This is a genomic window from Polaribacter sp. SA4-12 (assembly GCF_002163675.1).
Classification (GTDB): domain Bacteria; phylum Bacteroidota; class Bacteroidia; order Flavobacteriales; family Flavobacteriaceae; genus Polaribacter.
The window spans coordinates 2,159,543-2,179,377 of sequence record NZ_CP019334.1; the positions used below are offsets into that span (position 1 = coordinate 2,159,543).

4 protein-coding genes are annotated in these 19,835 nt (G+C 33.8%); all 4 read left to right on the forward strand.

Annotated elements, in window-relative coordinates:
- Positions 1–70 precede the first annotated feature (70 nt).
- The 4 genes from BTO07_RS09410 to BTO07_RS09420 all read left to right on the forward strand — a co-directional run bounded on the left by BTO07_RS09410 (position 71) and on the right by BTO07_RS09420 (position 19,834).
- Complete coding sequence (locus BTO07_RS09410; protein WP_087520984.1) at positions 71–10,711, forward strand: T9SS type A sorting domain-containing protein; 10,641 nt, start codon at positions 71–73, stop codon at positions 10,709–10,711.
- A 336-nt stretch (positions 10,712–11,047) separates the two neighbouring features.
- On the forward strand, positions 11,048–11,341 hold the full coding sequence (locus BTO07_RS09415; RefSeq protein ID WP_087520985.1) for a TM2 domain-containing protein: 294 nt from the start codon (positions 11,048–11,050) through the stop codon (positions 11,339–11,341).
- 206 nt (positions 11,342–11,547) lie between these two features.
- Positions 11,548–11,721, forward strand: a complete 174-nt coding sequence (locus BTO07_RS17315) for a hypothetical protein (protein WP_157663316.1) — start codon at positions 11,548–11,550, stop codon at positions 11,719–11,721.
- A 307-nt stretch (positions 11,722–12,028) separates the two neighbouring features.
- Positions 12,029–19,834, forward strand: coding sequence for a PKD domain-containing protein (locus tag BTO07_RS09420; RefSeq protein WP_087520986.1), 7,806 nt, complete (start codon positions 12,029–12,031; stop codon positions 19,832–19,834).
- The last annotated feature ends 1 nt before the right edge of the window (position 19,835 follow it).

A 19,835-nucleotide genomic window follows, 5' to 3' on the forward strand; every position in this document is an offset into this window, starting at 1 on the left:
TTTTTGTGTCTAAAATAAGTAGTTGAGGCAAAACAACAATTTTTTTTTTGCAATTAAATAAATGTTTTTCATGTTAAACAAAGCACAGATTACTGAATTATTTGGGGAAATGATTCGTTACAAAAAAATTTTTCTATCAGGTATATTAATTTTAGGACTATTAAGTACCACGTCCTTTACTATTAAAGAAATAGATAGTCCCTATAACTTTGTTGCTCTAAATGATATTGACAATGATGGTATCTTAAATGATGTTGATTTAGATGATGATAATGATGGTATTTTAGATACAGATGAAAACGATTGTCCTTCAGCTGCCTATATAGATTTAGGTCAAGCTTTTACAAACACAAATACAGGTACAAATGGTGGTTCAAGTTCAGGTTCTGTGGCAAATATCTATAGTTTTGGAAGTGCAAACGCTTCTTTTTCTTACGAACTAACAAACTCTGCTGTTTGGGTATCTGGTGTAGCAAGTGCAACAACTGCTACTGTAGACGGAACTTATATTAATGTTCAACCTAAAACAACAAATTTCCCTAATGGTTCTTCTTATCCTGCCAATGCAGGTACAATTAGTGTAGCAGTTTATACATTAACATTTTCAGAACCTGTATATAATGTAGAATTTAAATGGGGTGGATTAGATTTTGATGATAGAATAGATTTCTCTGCTAGTTTAAGCGGTGCAGATGTACCACTTGAGGTAGCTAATAATAATTTACCTAGTGGACAATATACAATTAATGACCAATCTGTAGTTAGTTTATATACTACTGGAGATAATGCTCCAAATAATAGTGTTATAGTTTCTGCTAATGGACCAATAAACAAAATAACTTTTATTGCAGGTAAAGAAGATGGAGATACAGGTAATGTAACGATGCAACTATTTGAACTAAAATATTGTTTGCCAAAAGACACAGATGGAGATGGTATTCCAAATCACTTAGATTTAGATTCAGATAACGATGGTATTACAGATGTAATAGAATCTGGAGGTACAGATGCAAATAGAGATGGTAAAGCAGATGGAACTATAGGAACTGCTCCAACAACCAACGGTGTACCAAGTACAGCAAGTACAGGTACTTCTCCAACAGAAACTGCAGATGGAGACACAATTCCAGATTATTTAGATATAGATGCAGATAATGATGGAATTCCAGATAATGTAGAAGCTCAAACTACCAACGATTATACAGCTCCTTCTGGAATAGGAATTGCCATGATAGATCTAAATAAAAATGGTGTAGATGATTCTTATGAAGTTAGTGGCATTGGTTTTGTGCCAACAAATACAGATAACACAGACAATCCAGATTATATAGATACAGACACTGATAATGATGGAACTCTAGATATTGCAGAAAATGGTGATGCAACAAACAATTCACTTACAGGAATTGATACAGATGGAGATGGTTTATATGATATATTTGATGACAATAATGGTGTAAATAACGGTATCAATCCACCTAATGCAGGTAATTTAGGTGATGCAGATAGTGATTTAGCTTCGGGAGGAAATGTAGATTTTAGAGATACTCCTGGAGACTCTGATAACGATACAATTGCAGATGAAGATGATTTAGATGATGATAATGATGGTATTTTAGATATTGAAGAAGGCTGTACTGGTGATGTTGCTTTAAATGGAGATTTTGAAACTGTAATTGAAACTAATGCAGTAAATACTTATGGTACATCTCCAAATCAATCTTTTCAATTGCCTCAAGCAGATGTTGTAAATTGGTCTACAACTGCAGCAGACGGAATTATAGAAATTTGGGATACCAATCATAATGGAGGAGATCCTGCTCCTACGCCTTCATATAGTGGAGATTATCATGCAGAAATAAATGCAACAGATGAAAGCGCCTCTCTTTATCAAGATATAACAACTGTGGGTGGTCAAGTTATGACTTGGAGTATTTATCACAGAGGAAGAAGAGGTTTAGATGTTGCAAATGTAAATATAGGAAATACAACAACTCAAGCTTTTCAACAACAAATGTCTACAGACAATTCAGCTTGGGTAAAATATAGCGGAACTTATATTGTTCCTGCTGGTCAAACAACAACAAGAATATCTTTTACATCGGTATCTAGTAACAATGGTGGAGGACCTACAGCAGCTGGTAACTTTATAGATTTATTTAAAGTAAATTTATGTAACGATACAGATGGTGATGGTATTCCAAACTCATTAGATTTAGATTCAGATAACGATGGAATTACAGATGTTATAGAAGCTGGTGGTATTGATGCCAATAGAGATGGTAAAGCTGATGGTACTGTAGGAATTTCTGGTAACACTTTAGGTGTACCAAGTTCAGCAGGTATTGGTACAAATCCTACCAATTCAGATTCAGACACAATAGACGATTATTTAGATATAGATGCAGATAACGATGGGATTCCAGATAATATTGAAGCACAACCTTCTGGTACTTATATTGAGCCTAGTGATGTAGGAACTGATATGACAGATGTTAACAACAATGGTCTAGATGATGTGTATGAAGTTGGTGGTATTGGTTTTGTTCCAGAAAATACAGATGGTACTGATACTGCAGATTATTTAGACCTTGATTCAGATAATGATGGGATTCCAGATATTACTGAAAACGGAGATACAGATAACGTAGCTTTAGGTACAGATGCAGATAATGATGGTTTAGATGATGCTTTCGATGATAATGATGATTCTGGTATCTCTGGAGCAACTGTAAATGATGGTTTAGGTGTAGGAAATAAAGTAACAGATTCGGCTACTTTAGAAACAGCTTATGGTGATGAAGATAGTGACTTTAACCCAGGAACTGGCGATGTAGATTATAGAGATTCTCCAGATGCAGACAATGATGGGATTCCTGATAACATAGATTTAGATGATGACAATGATGGTATACCTGATACAGCTGAAAGTGGTGTCTATTTACATGATGCTGATGAAGATGGTGATGGAATTCCTAATTACAAAGATACTACCGATAATACAGGTGGTGATGGTAATACAGGAACTGACTATACAGACTTAAACGGTGATGGTATTCCTGATGTTTATGACAATGATGGAGATGGGATTCCTAATCACTTAGACTTAGATTCAGACAATGATGGTATTCCAGATATTGTTGAAGCTGGTGGTGAAGATACTGATGGAAATGGACTTATTGATGATATCAATACTGATGGTACATTAGTAAATGATACAGATAATGATGGTTTAGATGATCGTTACGATTCAAATAATGGAGGAAGCGATATTGCAAACCCTGATACTGATGGTGATGGTATTCCTAATACACAAGACTTAGATGCTGACAACGATGGTATTCCAGATGTTGTAGAAGCTGGTGGTACTGATGCTAATGGTGATGGTAGAGCAGATAACTTTATTGATACAGACAATGATGGGTTTAACGATGTTGTTGACGGAGACGTTGGTCAAGATGGTATTTCAGAAAACACAGCAGATGTATTAATTGTTACTGGTGATGATGCAAATGATGATGGTAAACCTGATTCGTATCCTAATGGTGATACTGATAGTGATGGGATTCCTAGTTATTTAGATTTAGATGCAGACAACGATGGTATTCCAGATGTTGTAGAAGCTGGTGGTACAGATGCAAATGGTGATGGTAAAGCAGACAACTTTGTTGATGCAGATAACGATGGTTTTAACGATGTTGTTGATGGAGATCCTACAAATGCTTTAACTACAGGTACAGATACTGCAGGTGCTAATACTAGCGATGCTTTAATCCTTACTGGCCCTGATGCAGGTGGTGATGGTAAACCAGATTCATATCCTAATGGAGATACTGATGGTGATGGTATATTAGACAATCTAGACTTAGATGCTGACAACGATGGTATTCCGGATGTTGTGGAAGCTGGTGGTACTGATATAAACGGTGATGGTATCGCTGATGACTTTATTGATGCGGACAATGACGGTTTTAACGATGTTGTTGATGCAGATCCTACAAATGCTTTAGCAAATGGAACTGATACTGCAGGTGCTAATACTAGCAATGCTTTAATTCTTACTGGTCCTGATGCAAGTGGTGATGGTAACCCAGATTCATATCCTAATGGAGATACTGATAATGATGGTATATTAGACAATTTAGACTTAGATGCTGACAACGATGGAATTCCGGATGTGGTAGAAGCTGGTGGTACTGATATAAACGGTGATGGTATCGCTGATGACTTTATTGATGCGGACAATGACGGTTTTAACGATGTTGTTGATGCAGATCCTACAAATGCTTTAGCAAATGGAACTGATACTGCAGGTGCTAATACTAGCAATGCTTTAATTCTTACTGGTACCGATGATGATAATAATGGTACTCCTAACACTTATCCAAATGGAGATACTGATGGTGATGGTATATTAGACAATTTAGACTTAGATGCCGACAATGATGGAATTCCGGATGTGGTAGAAGCTGGTGGAACAGATACAAATGGTGATGGTAAAGCAGATAACTTTGTTGATGCGGATAATGATGGTTTCAATGATGTTGTTGATGGGGATCCTACAAATGCTTTAGCTAACGGTATAGATACTGCAGGTGCTAATACTAGCAATGCTTTAATTCTTACTGGTCCCGACGCAGGTGGTGATGGTAACCCAGATTCATATCCTAATGGGGATACTGATGGTGATGGTATATTAGACAATTTAGACTTAGATGCTGACAACGATGGGATTCCGGATGTTGTGGAAGCTGGTGGTACTGATGTAAACGGTGATGGTATCGCTGATGACTTTATTGATGCGGACAATGACGGTTTTAACGATGTTGTTGATGCAGATCCTACAAATGCTTTAACTGTTGGTACAGATACTGCAGGTGCTAATACTAGCAATGCTTTAATCATTACTGGCCCTGATGCTGGTGGTGATGGTGAACCAGATTCATATCCTAATGGAGATACTGATGGTGATGGCATATTAGATCTTTTAGACTTAGATTCAGATAACGATGGAATAACTGATGTTATTGAAGCTGGTGGTATAGATGCAGATCGAGATGGTAAAGCTGATGGTTTTGTAGATGCAGATACTGATGGTTTCAATGATCTTGTTGATGGTGATCCTACAAATGTTTTAACTACAGGTACAGATACAGCAGGTGCAAATACTAGTAATGCTTTAATAGTTACAGGACCTGATGCTGGTGGAGATGGTAAACCAGACTCTTACCCTAATGGAGATTTAGATAACGACGGAAAGTTAAACCATTTAGATATTGACACAGATAACGATGGGATTCCAGATAATATTGAAGCACAACCTTCTGGTACTTATATTGAGCCTAGTGATGTAGGAACTGATATGACAGATGTTAACAACAATGGTGTAGATGATGTGTATGAAGTTGGTGGTATTGGTTTTGTTCCAGAAAACACAGATGGTACTGATACTGCAGATTATTTAGACCTTGATTCAGATAATGATGGGATTCCTGATATTACTGAAAACGGAGATACAGATAATGTAGCTTTAGGTACAGATGCGGATAATGATGGTTTAGATGATGCTTTCGATGATAATGATGATTCTGGTATCTCTGGCGCAACTGTAAATGATGGTTTAGGTGTAGGAAATAAAGTAACAGATTCGGCTACTTTAGAAGCAGCTTATGGTGATGAAGATAGTGACTTTAACTTTGGAACTGGTGATGTAGATTATAGAGATTCTCCAGATGCAGACAATGATGGTATTCCAGATAACATAGATTTAGATGATGACAATGATGGTATACCTGATACTGATGAAAGTGGTGTCTATTTACATGATGCTGATGAAGATGGTGATGGGATACCTAATTACAAAGATACTACCGATAATACAAGTGGTGATGGTAATACAGGAACTGACTATACAGACTTAAACGGTGATGGTATTCCTGATGTTTATGACAATGATGGAGATGGGATTCCTAATCACTTAGACTTAGATTCAGACAATGATGGGATTCCAGATATTGTAGAAGCTGGTGGTGAAGATACTGATGGAAATGGACTTATTGATGATATCAATACTGATGGTACATTAGTAAATGATACAGATAATGATGGTTTAGATGATCGTTACGATTCAAATAATGGAGGAAGCGATATTGCAAACCCTGATACTGATGGTGATGGTATTCCTAATACACAAGACTTAGATGCTGACAACGATGGTATTCCAGATGTTGTAGAAGCTGGTGGTACTGATGCTAATGGTGATGGTAGAGCAGATAACTTTATTGATACAGACAATGATGGGTTTAACGATGTTGTTGACGGAGACGTTGGTCAAGATGGTATTTCAGAAAACACAGCAGATGTATTAATTGTTACTGGTGATGATGCAAATGATGATGGTAAACCTGATTCGTATCCTAATGGTGATACTGATAGTGATGGGATTCCTAGTTATTTAGATTTAGATGCAGACAACGATGGTATTCCAGATGTTGTAGAAGCTGGTGGTACAGATGCAAATGGTGATGGTAAAACAGACAACTTTGTTGATGCAGATAACGATGGTTTTAACGATGTTGTTGATGGAGACCCTACAAATGCTTTAACTACTGGTACAGATACTGCTGGGGCTAATACTAGTGATGCATTAATTCTTACTGGTCCCGACGCAGGTGGTGATGGTAAACCAGATTCGTATCCTAATGGTGATACTGATGGGGATGGTATATTAGACAATCTAGACTTAGATGCTGACAACGATGGAATTCCAGATGTTGTAGAAGCTGGTGGTACAGATGCAAATGGTGATGGTAGAGCTGATAACTTTGCTGGAAATGATGCAGATAATGATGGGTTTAATGATGATGTAGATGGAGATCCTACAAATGCTTTAACTGTTGGTACAGATACTGCAGGTGCTAATACTAGCAATGCTTTAATCCTTACTGGCCCTGATGCAGGTGGTGATGGTAACCCAGATTCATATCCTAATGGAGATAATGATAATGATGGAATCTTAGATCATTTAGACTTAGATGCCGACAATGATGGAATTCCGGATGTGGTAGAAGCTGGTGGTACAGATGCTAATGGTGATGGTAGAGCTGATAACTTTGCTGGAAATGATGTAGATAATGATGGGTTTAATGATGATGTAGATGGTGATCCTACAAATGCTTTAATTGTTGGTACAGATACTGCAGGCGCTAATACTAGCAATGCTTTAATTATTACGGGTACCGATGATGATAATAATGGTACTCCTAACACTTATCCAAATGGAGATACTGATGGTGATGGTATATTAGACAATTTAGACTTAGATGCCGACAATGATGGAATTCCGGATGTGGTAGAAGCTGGTGGAACAGACGCTAATGGTGATGGTATCGCTGATGACTTTATTGATGCGGATACTGATGGTTTTAACGATGTTGTTGATGGTGATCCTACAAATGTATTAACAAGCGGTACTGATACTGCAGGTGATAATACTAGTGATGCTTTAATTGTTACAGGTACTGATACTGATAATGATGGACAACCAAACTCATACCCTAATGGAGATACTGATGGTGATGGAATTCTTAATTATTTAGATTTAGATTCTGATAATGATGGAATCACTGATGTTGTAGAAGCTGGTGGTACTGATGCTGATAGAGATGGTAAAGCGGATGGTTTTCTAGATGCGGATACTGATGGTTTTAATGATCTTGTTGATGGAGATCCTACAAATGCATTAGCTACAGGTACAGATACTGTTGGTGCTAATACAGCTAACGCTTTAATCCTTACGGGTGCTGATACTAGTGGTGATGGAAATCCAGACACCTACCCTAATGGAGATTCTGACACTGATGGAAAATTAGACTTCCTTGATATTGATGCAGATAATGATGGAATTCCTGATAATATTGAAGGACAACCTACTAGAGGATATATTGCTCCTAGTGATGTGGGTGCTAATATGACAGATGTTAATAATAATGGATTAGATGATAACTATGAAAATGGGGCTCTTTTTGGTATCGTTCCAGAAAATACAGACGGTGTTGACAATGTTGATTATTTAGATGCTGATTCTGACAATGATGGAATTGATGACATTTTAGAAAACGGAAACCTAAATGCACTCTCAGGAGTTGACACTGATGGTGATGGTTTAGATGATAATTTTGAACACGGAACTAACAATGATGCTTTTAATGTAAATGATGGTATCAATATTCCTAATAAAGCTAGTCTTGGTGATGTTGATGATGATGCAACTTCAATTGGTGATTTAGATTATAGAGATACTACTATTAATGGGATACCAATGATTACGCAAGTGTATCACTTTGGTTCTGAAAAATGGATTGAGATAACCAACATAGGCGTTAATAGTATTGCCGCTAATATTATCAAAATACAATTGTATAAAGATAGAACAGGTGATCAAACAGGTATACCTCCAAATGTTACTTACACTGTAACAACTCCTTTAAACCCAGGAGAGTCTGTCTTGTTTAAGAATACTGCAAATGCAATTACTAATATAAGCGGTACTGCAACTGTTATCGATAATGCAACCTTTGTAAATGTTAATATGCTTACAGATATTGGTGGTGCTAATGATATAATCACATTATCTACACTAAACGATGCAACGTCTTGGACAAAAAGATATGATGTGATTTCAGGTTTTGTTGATAAAACATCTTATGTTAGAATAGATGAAACATTAGTTCCTAATAATACATACACAGCAAGTGAATGGGTGCTATTTATTGATGATGCATTAGATCCTTATAGATTATTAAGTGCTGGCGGTGCACAAAGACATCCTCATGATCCTCTTATTTCTGAAATAACAAGTTCTAATACAGATGCTAACACTTTATTAGGTTTACACAGAATAAACATTACAACAAACTCTGGAACCACTTGGAATAATGGTTACCCAGATAGATCTAGACATGTAGTTGTTAATGGAGATTACAATCATTCTACAGCAAGATTAAGTGCCAGAAAACTAGAAATAGACAACAATAGTAAATTAGTTGTTACTAATAATCTATTGGTTGTTACTAATGATGTAAACTTAACCAATGCTAATGATGAAATTCGTTTGGTAGGTACCTCACAATTAGTACAAACTCATACAGATGCTACGAAGGTATCTGGACTTGGAAAACTTTTAGTAGATCAAAACTCTACAGTACCAAGTTTTTATAGATATAATTACATGAGTTCGCCTGTTACTTCTAACGGTACAACATATAGCTTAGAAACTGTTTTTAAAGATGGTACAACCCCTTTAGCTGCTTCAAATACTATTCAAGACATTACTTTTGTAGGTGGTTATGATGGTAATCATAATACAAATCCTATTTCTTTAGCTAGCTATTGGATTTATACCTATTCACCTTCTACTGATGGTCGTTCTAATTGGGCACAAAGGTATGAAACAGGAACTATTGCTGCAGGAGATGGATTTATATTTAAAGGCCCGGGTGTTGCACAAAATTATACATTTACTGGAATCCCTAATGATGGTAATCTTGATGCTTCTAACATTGGTGCAGGACAATCTTATTTAGTAGGAAATCCTTTTTCTTCTGCTATAAATGTTAAAAAATTTATAGAAGATAATGAAAGCTCATTAACAGGAACACTTTATTTTTGGCAACATGCTTCTGAAGTAAATTCTCAAGTAGGTACTTCTACAGGACATAATTTTGCAGGATATATTGGTGGGTATGCTACTAGAACTATTGATTTAGGTGTTGCGGCAAATGCTTATACTGTAAATCAAAGTAACGGAACTAGTGGTACAGGAACAGGTCATACGTATGATGCTCCAGGGCTCTATATTCCTATCGGTCAAGGTTTCTTTATAGAAGGTGATGCAACCGGAGGTGCTGTTGTATTTAACAATAGTCAAAGAGAATTTATTGATGAAGCGGCAGGCGTTTCTGTATTCTTTAAAGGAGAAGAAACTGCTTCTAAAAATACCGGAAATCACGAAAACACTGTACCAATCATTAAATTAGGTATGGATTACTTAAACGAGCAAGCAATAAGTATTCACCGTCAAATCGGAATCTCGTTTAATCCTAACAATACTTTTGAGTATGAAAAAGGATATGATGCAGGTATCTATGACATAAGTACCACTGACTTTTATTGGAAATTTCCAACTGATGACACTAAATATGTAATCTCTGGTATACAAGATATAACTAGTGATTTAGAAGTACCGTTAGAAATAACAATGGGATATTCTGGTGAGGTTTCAATTACTGTAGATGAAATAAAAAATGTAAGTGAAAACGTATATATTATAGATAAAACAACTGGTATCTTTTATGAGATTATAAATACTAAAGCTGTATTAAATCTAAATGAAGGTGTATACACAGATAGATTTGTTTTAGCGTTTAAACCCAACACCACTTTATCTACAGATGATATTATTGATAATGCATACACAAACGTTTATGCAGATAATAAAAATCATACGTTAGTGATCTCTAAAAATTTAGAAGTTGATATTACAAATGTTGAACTCTACAATATATTAGGTGAAAAAGTGAGTCTTTGGAAAATTAAAAAACAAAATAATTCTTACAAATTAGACATTAAAAAACAAATACCAACAGGTGTTTATATCGTTAGACTAAACACTAGTAAAGGTGAAATTAATAAGAAAATCGTGATTGAATAATCAATATTTAATTTAAAGACTTAATATAAAAAGGTTCGTAAGAATTTTCTTTTTGAAAAACGATTGAATAAACGACGTAATCATTTTAAATACTAAAACTCACACTATCAATACATTATAACTTATCTAATCTTTTTTTCTCTTAATTACGGTTTCCCGTAAAATACTTTCACATAAGCAAATTACCTTTGAGTAATAATTTCTTTTTAAAAAGTTTTGGAGGAAACATATCATAAAAGGGAGAATTGCTATGAAAAGTAAAACCTTACGGTAACCCGTAAGGTTTTTTTCTTTGTTGGAAGTAAATTTGAACTAACAAACTTAAAATGATAAAGGATGAACAAACATGTATTACAATCTCAAATTAAATCAGTGGGAACGGCCTATCTATTCTTCTTTTTTCTAGGGGCTCAATATGCTTACCTTGGAAAGTGGGGAATTCAATTTTTATTCTGGTTTACTCTTGGTGGTCTCGGAATTTGGACAATAATTGATCTATTTACAATTTCTGGTAAAGTAGAATCTCATAATGCTACTATATTTCAACAAATTGAACAAATTGAAAAGAGAGAAAGAGAAGATGATCAAGCAAGACAATTAGCTATGATTTCTGCAATAAAAGTAAACTAGAATTATTAATTGAAACACTCGTTTAATTGTTTTAAAGAAATAAAAAAAGAATATTCTTACTCGTTCTAATATTGGTCGCATTAAATATAAAATACGGCTATTGACATGACCAATCTTATGAATAGTATAAATGGGTCAAGAGATTTATATAAGTTTTTAAGTAAAAAAAGCAGAAGACGAATTAAACTTAACATTTAAATAAAAATATGGAATCAATATTACCAATATTAATCATAGCGTTTAAAATCATAGGAGTAATCGTCTGTAGAAGTAAGGCAGAAGAATTGAATCGAAGTAAAGGAGGTTGGGGTTTCTTTGGTTTTATGTCACCCATTCTTGCAATGATTTGGATTCAATTTATGAAACCTGTTACTAATTAGAGTAATAATAAATTTAACTCCAACAATGAACTTAGATAAGACGAACTTCTTTCTTAAACCATCTAAAAAATAATAGCTAAAATAAAAAAAGAATATTCTTACTCGTTCTAATATTGGTTGCATTAAATATAAAATACGGGTATTGTTCAGTAAACATTTAAAAGTCAAATTTTTAAATCACTTATAAATAGGTTTAGTTATCTTTGAAACTGAAAGAAATTGAAAATTAAAAAATTACATCCTTTTTTTAAAAATTTGATATTATTACATATCATCTTTTACCTCTAAGTGGTGTTCATATATAAATATGAAGCTGAAAAATATTTTACCCCCAAAAATTAAAAATAGCATTGTACTTACAACTATTGTACTTATAAGTAGTTTGCTTTTTAGTTCACAGAGCAATATAAATAATTATATAAAAAATACCTTTTTTGAAAGCATTACTGCAACTATTACCGCTAGTAATTCAGAAGTCTGTAAAGGTGAGTCTACAAGTATTACTTTTGAAGCAGAAAAAGGTACTTCACCTTACACTTTTACTTATGAATTAAATAATAATCTGCAACCAGAAATCACAACCACATCTGGTAACGCTATAACAATTACTTTAGACGGAACCACTGTTGGTAATTTTACATATAAATTAATAAATATAAAAGATAGTAGTAACCCTGTTCAAAATATAGATATTAATGACCAAGAAGAAACAATAAAAGTAAATGCGCTACCAATAGTTGATTTTACTTTTAATAATGATGAAGCCTGTTCTGGTGAATCTGTAACTTTTACAAGTAACGTTTCAGGAGTTGGAGCGTTAACTTACAAATGGGATTTTGGAAACGGAAAAGCCTCTACAAGTACAAACCCAACACATACTTTTGAAGCTTTAGGGTGTAATACAAAACCTTTTTCAGTAAAACTAACTGTTACAGATGTAAATGGTTGTTCTTCATTTAAAACAAAAACAATTCAGGTTAAAGAGAAGCCAGATATTGCATTTAGAGATGAAAAAACAAGAAGTAACATATTTAGCAATTGTGATAATGCTTCAGCTTCTAGCTCAAATTATGAAGTATCCGTTGAAAATATTTCAAACAACAGTTGTGTAGGTTCATTTTTTATAAATTGGGGAGATGGAAACACCTCCTCATCAGCTACTTTTCCTGCCAAACACACCTACATAAATATTGGTATTTATAGTATCAAAATTAAAGCTACAGGTTCTAATGGATGTGTTAATGAAGTATCTTACGAAGTAAAAAATGTTAGTAATCCTGCAGGTGGTTTAGCCAGTCCTGGAAATACAAGTAATTTATGCTTAGGAAATTCAGAATTAATTTTCCCTATAACCAACTATGAACAAAATTCTTCTGACACAACTTATACTATTGATTTTGGTGATAACACTCCAAACAAAACTTACACTCAAGCTGAAGTACAAGCTGAAAATAACATTAGCCATAATTATGAAAGAGGGAGCTGTTCTGAATTGAATGGCGAATTTATTGCCACTTTATCTGTTCAAAATGCCTGTGCTACTACTACATTTACAGTTGATAATATTGTGATTTTAGAGTCTTCAAAAGCAGAGTTCGAAACAATTGATAAATCTTGTGTAAATACAAGTATTTCTTTTCGAAATAAATCTACACTTGGTGATGAATCTGGATGTTCTAAAAATGCAGATGTTATTTGGGATTTTGGTGATGGAACAATTAGAAAATTTTTCTCTGTAAATAATTTAAATGATATACAACACACTTATATTACAGCAGGAACTTATGAAGTATCTTTATCAATTGAAAGTAAATGTGGCCCCAAAGTATCCACAAAAACAATCTGTATAGAGCCAGAAATAATACCAATTTTTTCTGTTGATAATGATGAAGGTTGTATTCCTTTTGCTGTTGCAGCAACAAATACTACAGACAAAACTGATTTATGTAGCGAACCAACCTATAAATGGTCGGTTTCTTATGCTTCTTTAAATTGCGGAACCTCTTCTGATTGGGATTTCACAAACGGCACAACTGAAACTTCAGAAAACCCTCAATTTTTATTCAAAAATTCTGGAAAATATACAATAATTCAAAGAGTAACAACTGGTTGTGGCACTGAAACAACTACAAAAACAATTGATGTAAAAAAACCACCAACTGTTAGTGTTAATAATATTGATGATGCTTGTGGAAGCACAACAATTAATCCTACAGCAACCATAGAAAATTGTACTACAAACACAAGTGCACTAACTTATAATTGGACTTTTACCGGAGGTACACCAGCAAGTGCAACTACATTAAACCCTGGTAATATTGAATACACAACTGCAGGAATTCATACAATAACATTAGAAGTTACAAATGATTGTGGTATTTCTAATACTGCTACTGAAGAATTTGAAATATTTGAAACACCAACAATTACAAACTCAGATTTTAATCAAAATATTTGTTCTGGTCAAAATACAACTGAAATTATATTAACATCAAACAACCCAAGTACTAATTATTCTTGGTCAGCAACTGCAAGTGCAAATATTACAGGTTTTACATCAAATGGAGCAGCGAATACAATTCCTGTTCAAACCATAATAAATAATGGTAATACTGCTGGCACAATTAAATACATTGCTGTTCCAAAACTAGGAATTTGTGAAGGAAATCCGGTAGAATTTACAATAACTATAAACCCTTCCCCAGAAGTAACAACCCAACCTAATTCATCTGTAGTCTGTTTAAATGGAACGGCAACACTTTTAGAAGTCGATTATAAAAACGGAGTAGGAAGTGCTACATATCAATGGTTTAAAAACACTATTGATAATAGTACAAACGGAACTGAAATTACTGGAGCCACAAATAAAACGTATCAACCAACAACAAATATAGAAGGGATTATTTACTATTATGTAAAAATTTCTTTTAGCTCTGGTGGATGTTCAGAAATTTTTTCTGAAACAGCGAGTGTTATTGTAAATAAGCAATTAATAATTAATTCTACTGCTCTAAATCAAGTATTTTGTGTTGGTGGTTCTGCTGATGAAATGGAGGTTTCTTATATTAATGGAACAGGAAGCCCTTCTTATCAATGGTATAAAAATAACTCAAATACAAATACTGGAGGAAATTTAGTAGACGGAGCAACAAATTCAACTTACACTCCAATAGGATTATCATCTGCAGGAACTTTTTACTATTATGTAGAAGTTTCTTTAGATGGTATTGGATGTAATTCTGCAAATAGTGAAGTTTTTCAAATTGATATTCTTCTAGACCCTGTTATTGATGCACAAGCAATTACAACTCAAGAATTATGTCAAAATGCAACTCCTAAAGATTTAACAGTTACGGTTTCTGGAGGATCTACAACTGATAAAACATATCAATGGTATGTAAATACAGATAGCGCTACTGATGGTAGTTCTGCAATTTTAAACGCCACTTCAGCCACATATACACCATCAACAACTGCTATTGGTTCTTTGTATTATTATGTTGTAGTTTCTCAAGCCGAATCTGGATGTAGTGTAGAAAGTGAAGTTTCAGTTGTAAAAGTGAATGAAGCTCCGGTATTTACAAAACAACCTATTTCTTCTGAGATTTGTTTAGACGGAACAGCAACACTTTTAGAAGTTGCTTATCAAAATGGAACAGGAACCGCAGCATATCAATGGTTTTCTAATACAACAAACTCTAATTCTGGTGGAACTGCAATTACAGGTGCTCAAACAGATTCTTACAATCCACCAACAAATAATATTGGAACTACATTTTATTATGTAGAAATCTCATTTTCTACTGGTGGATGTTCGCAAATTTTTTCAAATACGGCTAAAGTTGAAATTTCACCACAATTAACTGTAAATCCTGTTGCTGATGCTCAAATTGTATGTATTGGTGGAACCGCAAATGAACTCGAAGTTAGTTTTTCTGGTGGAACAGGAAATGCAACATATCAATGGTTTTTAAATACAACAAATTCTAACTCTGGCGGAACGATTATTACTGGTGAAACAAAATCAAAATATACAACTTCTTCTTTTTCAGCTACTGGTAATTTTTATTTTTATGCTAAAATTTCTTTAGAAGGAAATGGTTGTTCTTCTGCAAATAGTAATGTTTTTCAAATTGAAGTTGTTCCAGATGCTATTATTGATACACAACCAATTGGAGTTCAAGAACTATGTCAAGGTACAACTCCAATAGATTTAATGGTGACAGTCTCTGGCGGAACAACTTCTTTAAAAGACTATCAATGGTATAAAAACTCAGCAACTGGAACAGTAGAAGTTGGTGCAAATTCTAATATGTACACACCTGATACTAATGATGTTGGTATATTTAATTATTATGTAATAATTACTCAATCGGAATCTGGTTGTTCAGTTACAAGTGAAGTTTCAAAATTAATAGTAAATGAAGCTCCAATAATTACTACACAACCAATTGCTTCAGAAGTTTGTTTAGACGGTGTAGCAGTTCTATTAGAAGTGGCTTACAAAAACGGAGTTGGAGCACCTGCATATCAATGGTTTTCAAATACAACTGATACTAATTCTGGAGGAATTAAAATTACAGGTGCCATAAATGCAAATTATAATCCACCAACTTCTGTTATCGGAATTACTTACTATTATTTAGAAATCTCTTTTTCTTCTGGTGGATGTTCTCAAATTTTATCAAATACGGCTAAGGTTGAAATTTCACCACAATTAACGGTAAATCCTGTTGCTGTTGCACAAATTGTATGTATTGGTGGAATCGCAAATGAACTCGAAGTTAGTTTTTCTGGTGGAACAGGAAATGCAACATATCAATGGTTTTCAAATACTACAAATTCTAATTCTGGAGGAACAATTATTAGTGGAGCAACAAACTCAAAATATACACCATCTTCATTTTCAACTGCTGGTAATTTTTATTTTTATGCTGAAATCTCTTTAGACGGAAACGGTTGTTCTTCCGCCAATAGTGCTATTTTTCAAATTGAAGTTATTTTAGATCCTGTTATTGATACGCAGCCAATTGTTAATCAAGAATTATGTCAGAGTTCAATTCCTGAAAATTTAACTATAACTGTTTCTGGTGGAACAACCTCAGCGAAAACATATCAGTGGTATCAAAACAACACGAATAGCAATTCTGGTGGAACTCTAATTGTTGGTGAAGTTTCAATAAAATTAACTCCAAACACAGCTAATGTTGGTACGTTTTATTATTATGTAATGGTATCGCAACCAGAAGCAGATTGTTCTATAACAAGTGATGTTTCTAAATTAATTGTAAACACTGCTCCTACTTTTTTAAAACAACCCATTTCTTCAGAAATTTGTTTAGATGAAACTGCTACTGAACTGGAAGTTGCATACAAAAACGGAACAGGAACTGCAACGTATCAATGGTTTTCGAATACTGTTGATGACGTTTCAACTGGAACTGCTATTTCTGGTGAAACAAATACGACATACAACCCTCCAACAAACACTGTTGGAACAACTTATTATTATGCTATTATTTCTTTCACCTCTGGTGGATGTTCAGAAATTATTTCTGATGCTGCTAGTGTAATTGTCAATGAAATTCCTGTAATTAACTCCGCAGAAATCACAATTTATAGTGAAGCAACTTTTAATTTCGATCCAAATTCAATTGCTGGAAACGTAGTGCCAAATGGAACAAAATATACTTGGTCTGCTCCTAATTTTAATCCTACTGGTTCAATTTTAGGAACTTCTGCGGAAACAACACCACAAGACCAAATAAGTCAAACTTTAGAAAACACAGGAACTTTACCTATAATAGTTACCTATATAATTACTCCTGCAACTACAAAATGTGATGGAAGCTCTTTTGCTTTAGAAGTTACCGTAAACCCAAGTATAAATTCGAATGCAATAGTTGTTAATAATAGTTGTTTTGAATCTAATGATGGTTCAGTTTCAACAAATATTGATGGAGGAATTCCTTTTGAAACAGGGAGTCCTTACTTAATTTCTTGGATTGGTCCTAACGGATTTACATCAACCAATGCAACTATTACAAATTTAGAAATCGGTCTTTATACAATAACAATAGAAGACAAAAGTGGTTTTACTTTTACTGAAGAATTCAATATAACACAACCTACAGTTTTAGCAATCGCTAAAGATTTAGAAAAAAACATTTCTTGTTTCAACGGAAATGATGGAGAAATAGAAGTTACTATTTCTGGTGGAACTTTGCCATACACTTATAATTGGACAACTACTAATGGTAGTGGAATTGTACAAAATGCAGAAAATCAAAATGTATTAACTGCTGGAAATTATACGTTAGAAATTACCGATAAAAATAACTGTACAACTTCAACAAATATTGTACTTACAGAACCAGAAGGATTAAAAATAGCAACAGTTTTTAAACAAGATATTTTATGTTTTGGTGATGCAACTGGTGCTGTAGAAATGAATGTTTCTGGAGGTACAAAGATTGAAATATCACCAGGTGTTTTCGATTATTTATATAGTTGGTCTGGTCCAAAAGGATTTACAAGTTCATCAAAAAACATCAGCAATTTAAGTGCAGGTACTTATACATTAGCCGTTACAGATAGTTTGGGTTGTACTACAAATGCTACATTTATCATAAATCAATCCGCAGAAATTAAAATAAACTACACAAAAACGGATGTAACTTGTTATGGAGAAACAGATGGAGCAATTACTGTAACTGTAACTGGAGGAGTTGCCCCATATAAAATATCTTGGAGCAATTTAGCAAACGGATTTTCGCAATCTAACTTATCCGCAGATACATACATTGCTACTATTATAGATAAAAATAATTGTATTGAACAAGTATCTATAATTATTGAGCAACCTATATTTTTTATTGACCCTGTTGTTTCTCCTATCTCTTGTAATGGCGCAAATGATGGTTCTATAGACCTTAATTTAACAGGTGGAATTTCTCCTACTTCTATCACTTGGAGCGATGATGCCAGTGCAGGAGTTCAAAGAAATAATCTTTCAGCTGGCACTTATACTGTTGTTATTTTAGATAGCGATGTAAATCAATGTCCAATAGAAGAAACTTTTATATTTACAAACCCGCCAGCAATTGGTATTTCTAGTACAGTTATAGACGCCATAGATTGTAGCATAGTTAATAGTGGTAGTATCGATTTAGAAATTTCTGGAGGCTCTAAACCCTATTCCTTTTTATGGAGCACAAATGAAACTACTGAGGATTTAGAAAATATTCCTCCTGGAGATTATTCTGTAGAAATTACGGATGCAAATGGATGTAATGTAAACAGACAATTTAATATTTTTAGACAGGATCCTATAAATATTTCTTTTCTAGAAACCACCATAACAGATTGCGTTGTAAAATACGTAAGCAAACAAATTGAAGCAAATGTAACTGGTGGATATTTACCATACACGTACACTTGGTCTGCTGGCACAACTTCTGGACTTGATAATTCTATTATGACTACCTCACAAAATGGCTCTTACACATTAATAATTACTGATAACAAAGGTTGTATAGCTACAAAATCTATTATCATAAATGTACCAACAATTGGAATACCAGAGTTTAGATATCATGCTTTTGCAATAGATAAGTACGATTTATTATCAATAGAAGACCCAATTCAATTTACTAATTTATCTATAGGAGAATACTCGAAAGTTACTTGGAATTTTGGTGATGGAAGTCCGATTGTAAAAGAAGAAAAACCAATACATACGTATGATAAAGTTGGTGAATTTAAAGTAATCTTAACTATAGAATATGATGCTGGGTGTATAGAAACTGTAGAGCGAACCGTAATTATTACAAAAGGTTATCTATTAGTAAACCCAAATGCATTTACACCAAATGGTGATGGTTATAATGAAACAATTAGGCCTTCTCACAGAGGTTTTATAGAATTAGAAATGACAATTTACGATACTTGGGGAACAAGTGTTTATTATGAAAAAGGCATCAATTTAAATGGTTGGAATGGTGTTATAAAAGGATTACCAGCAGAAAACGGAAACTATATTATGGTTGTTAAAGGTCTTACTTTTTACAAAAAGGAAATTATAAAAACTTCACCTATAACACTACTAAAATAAG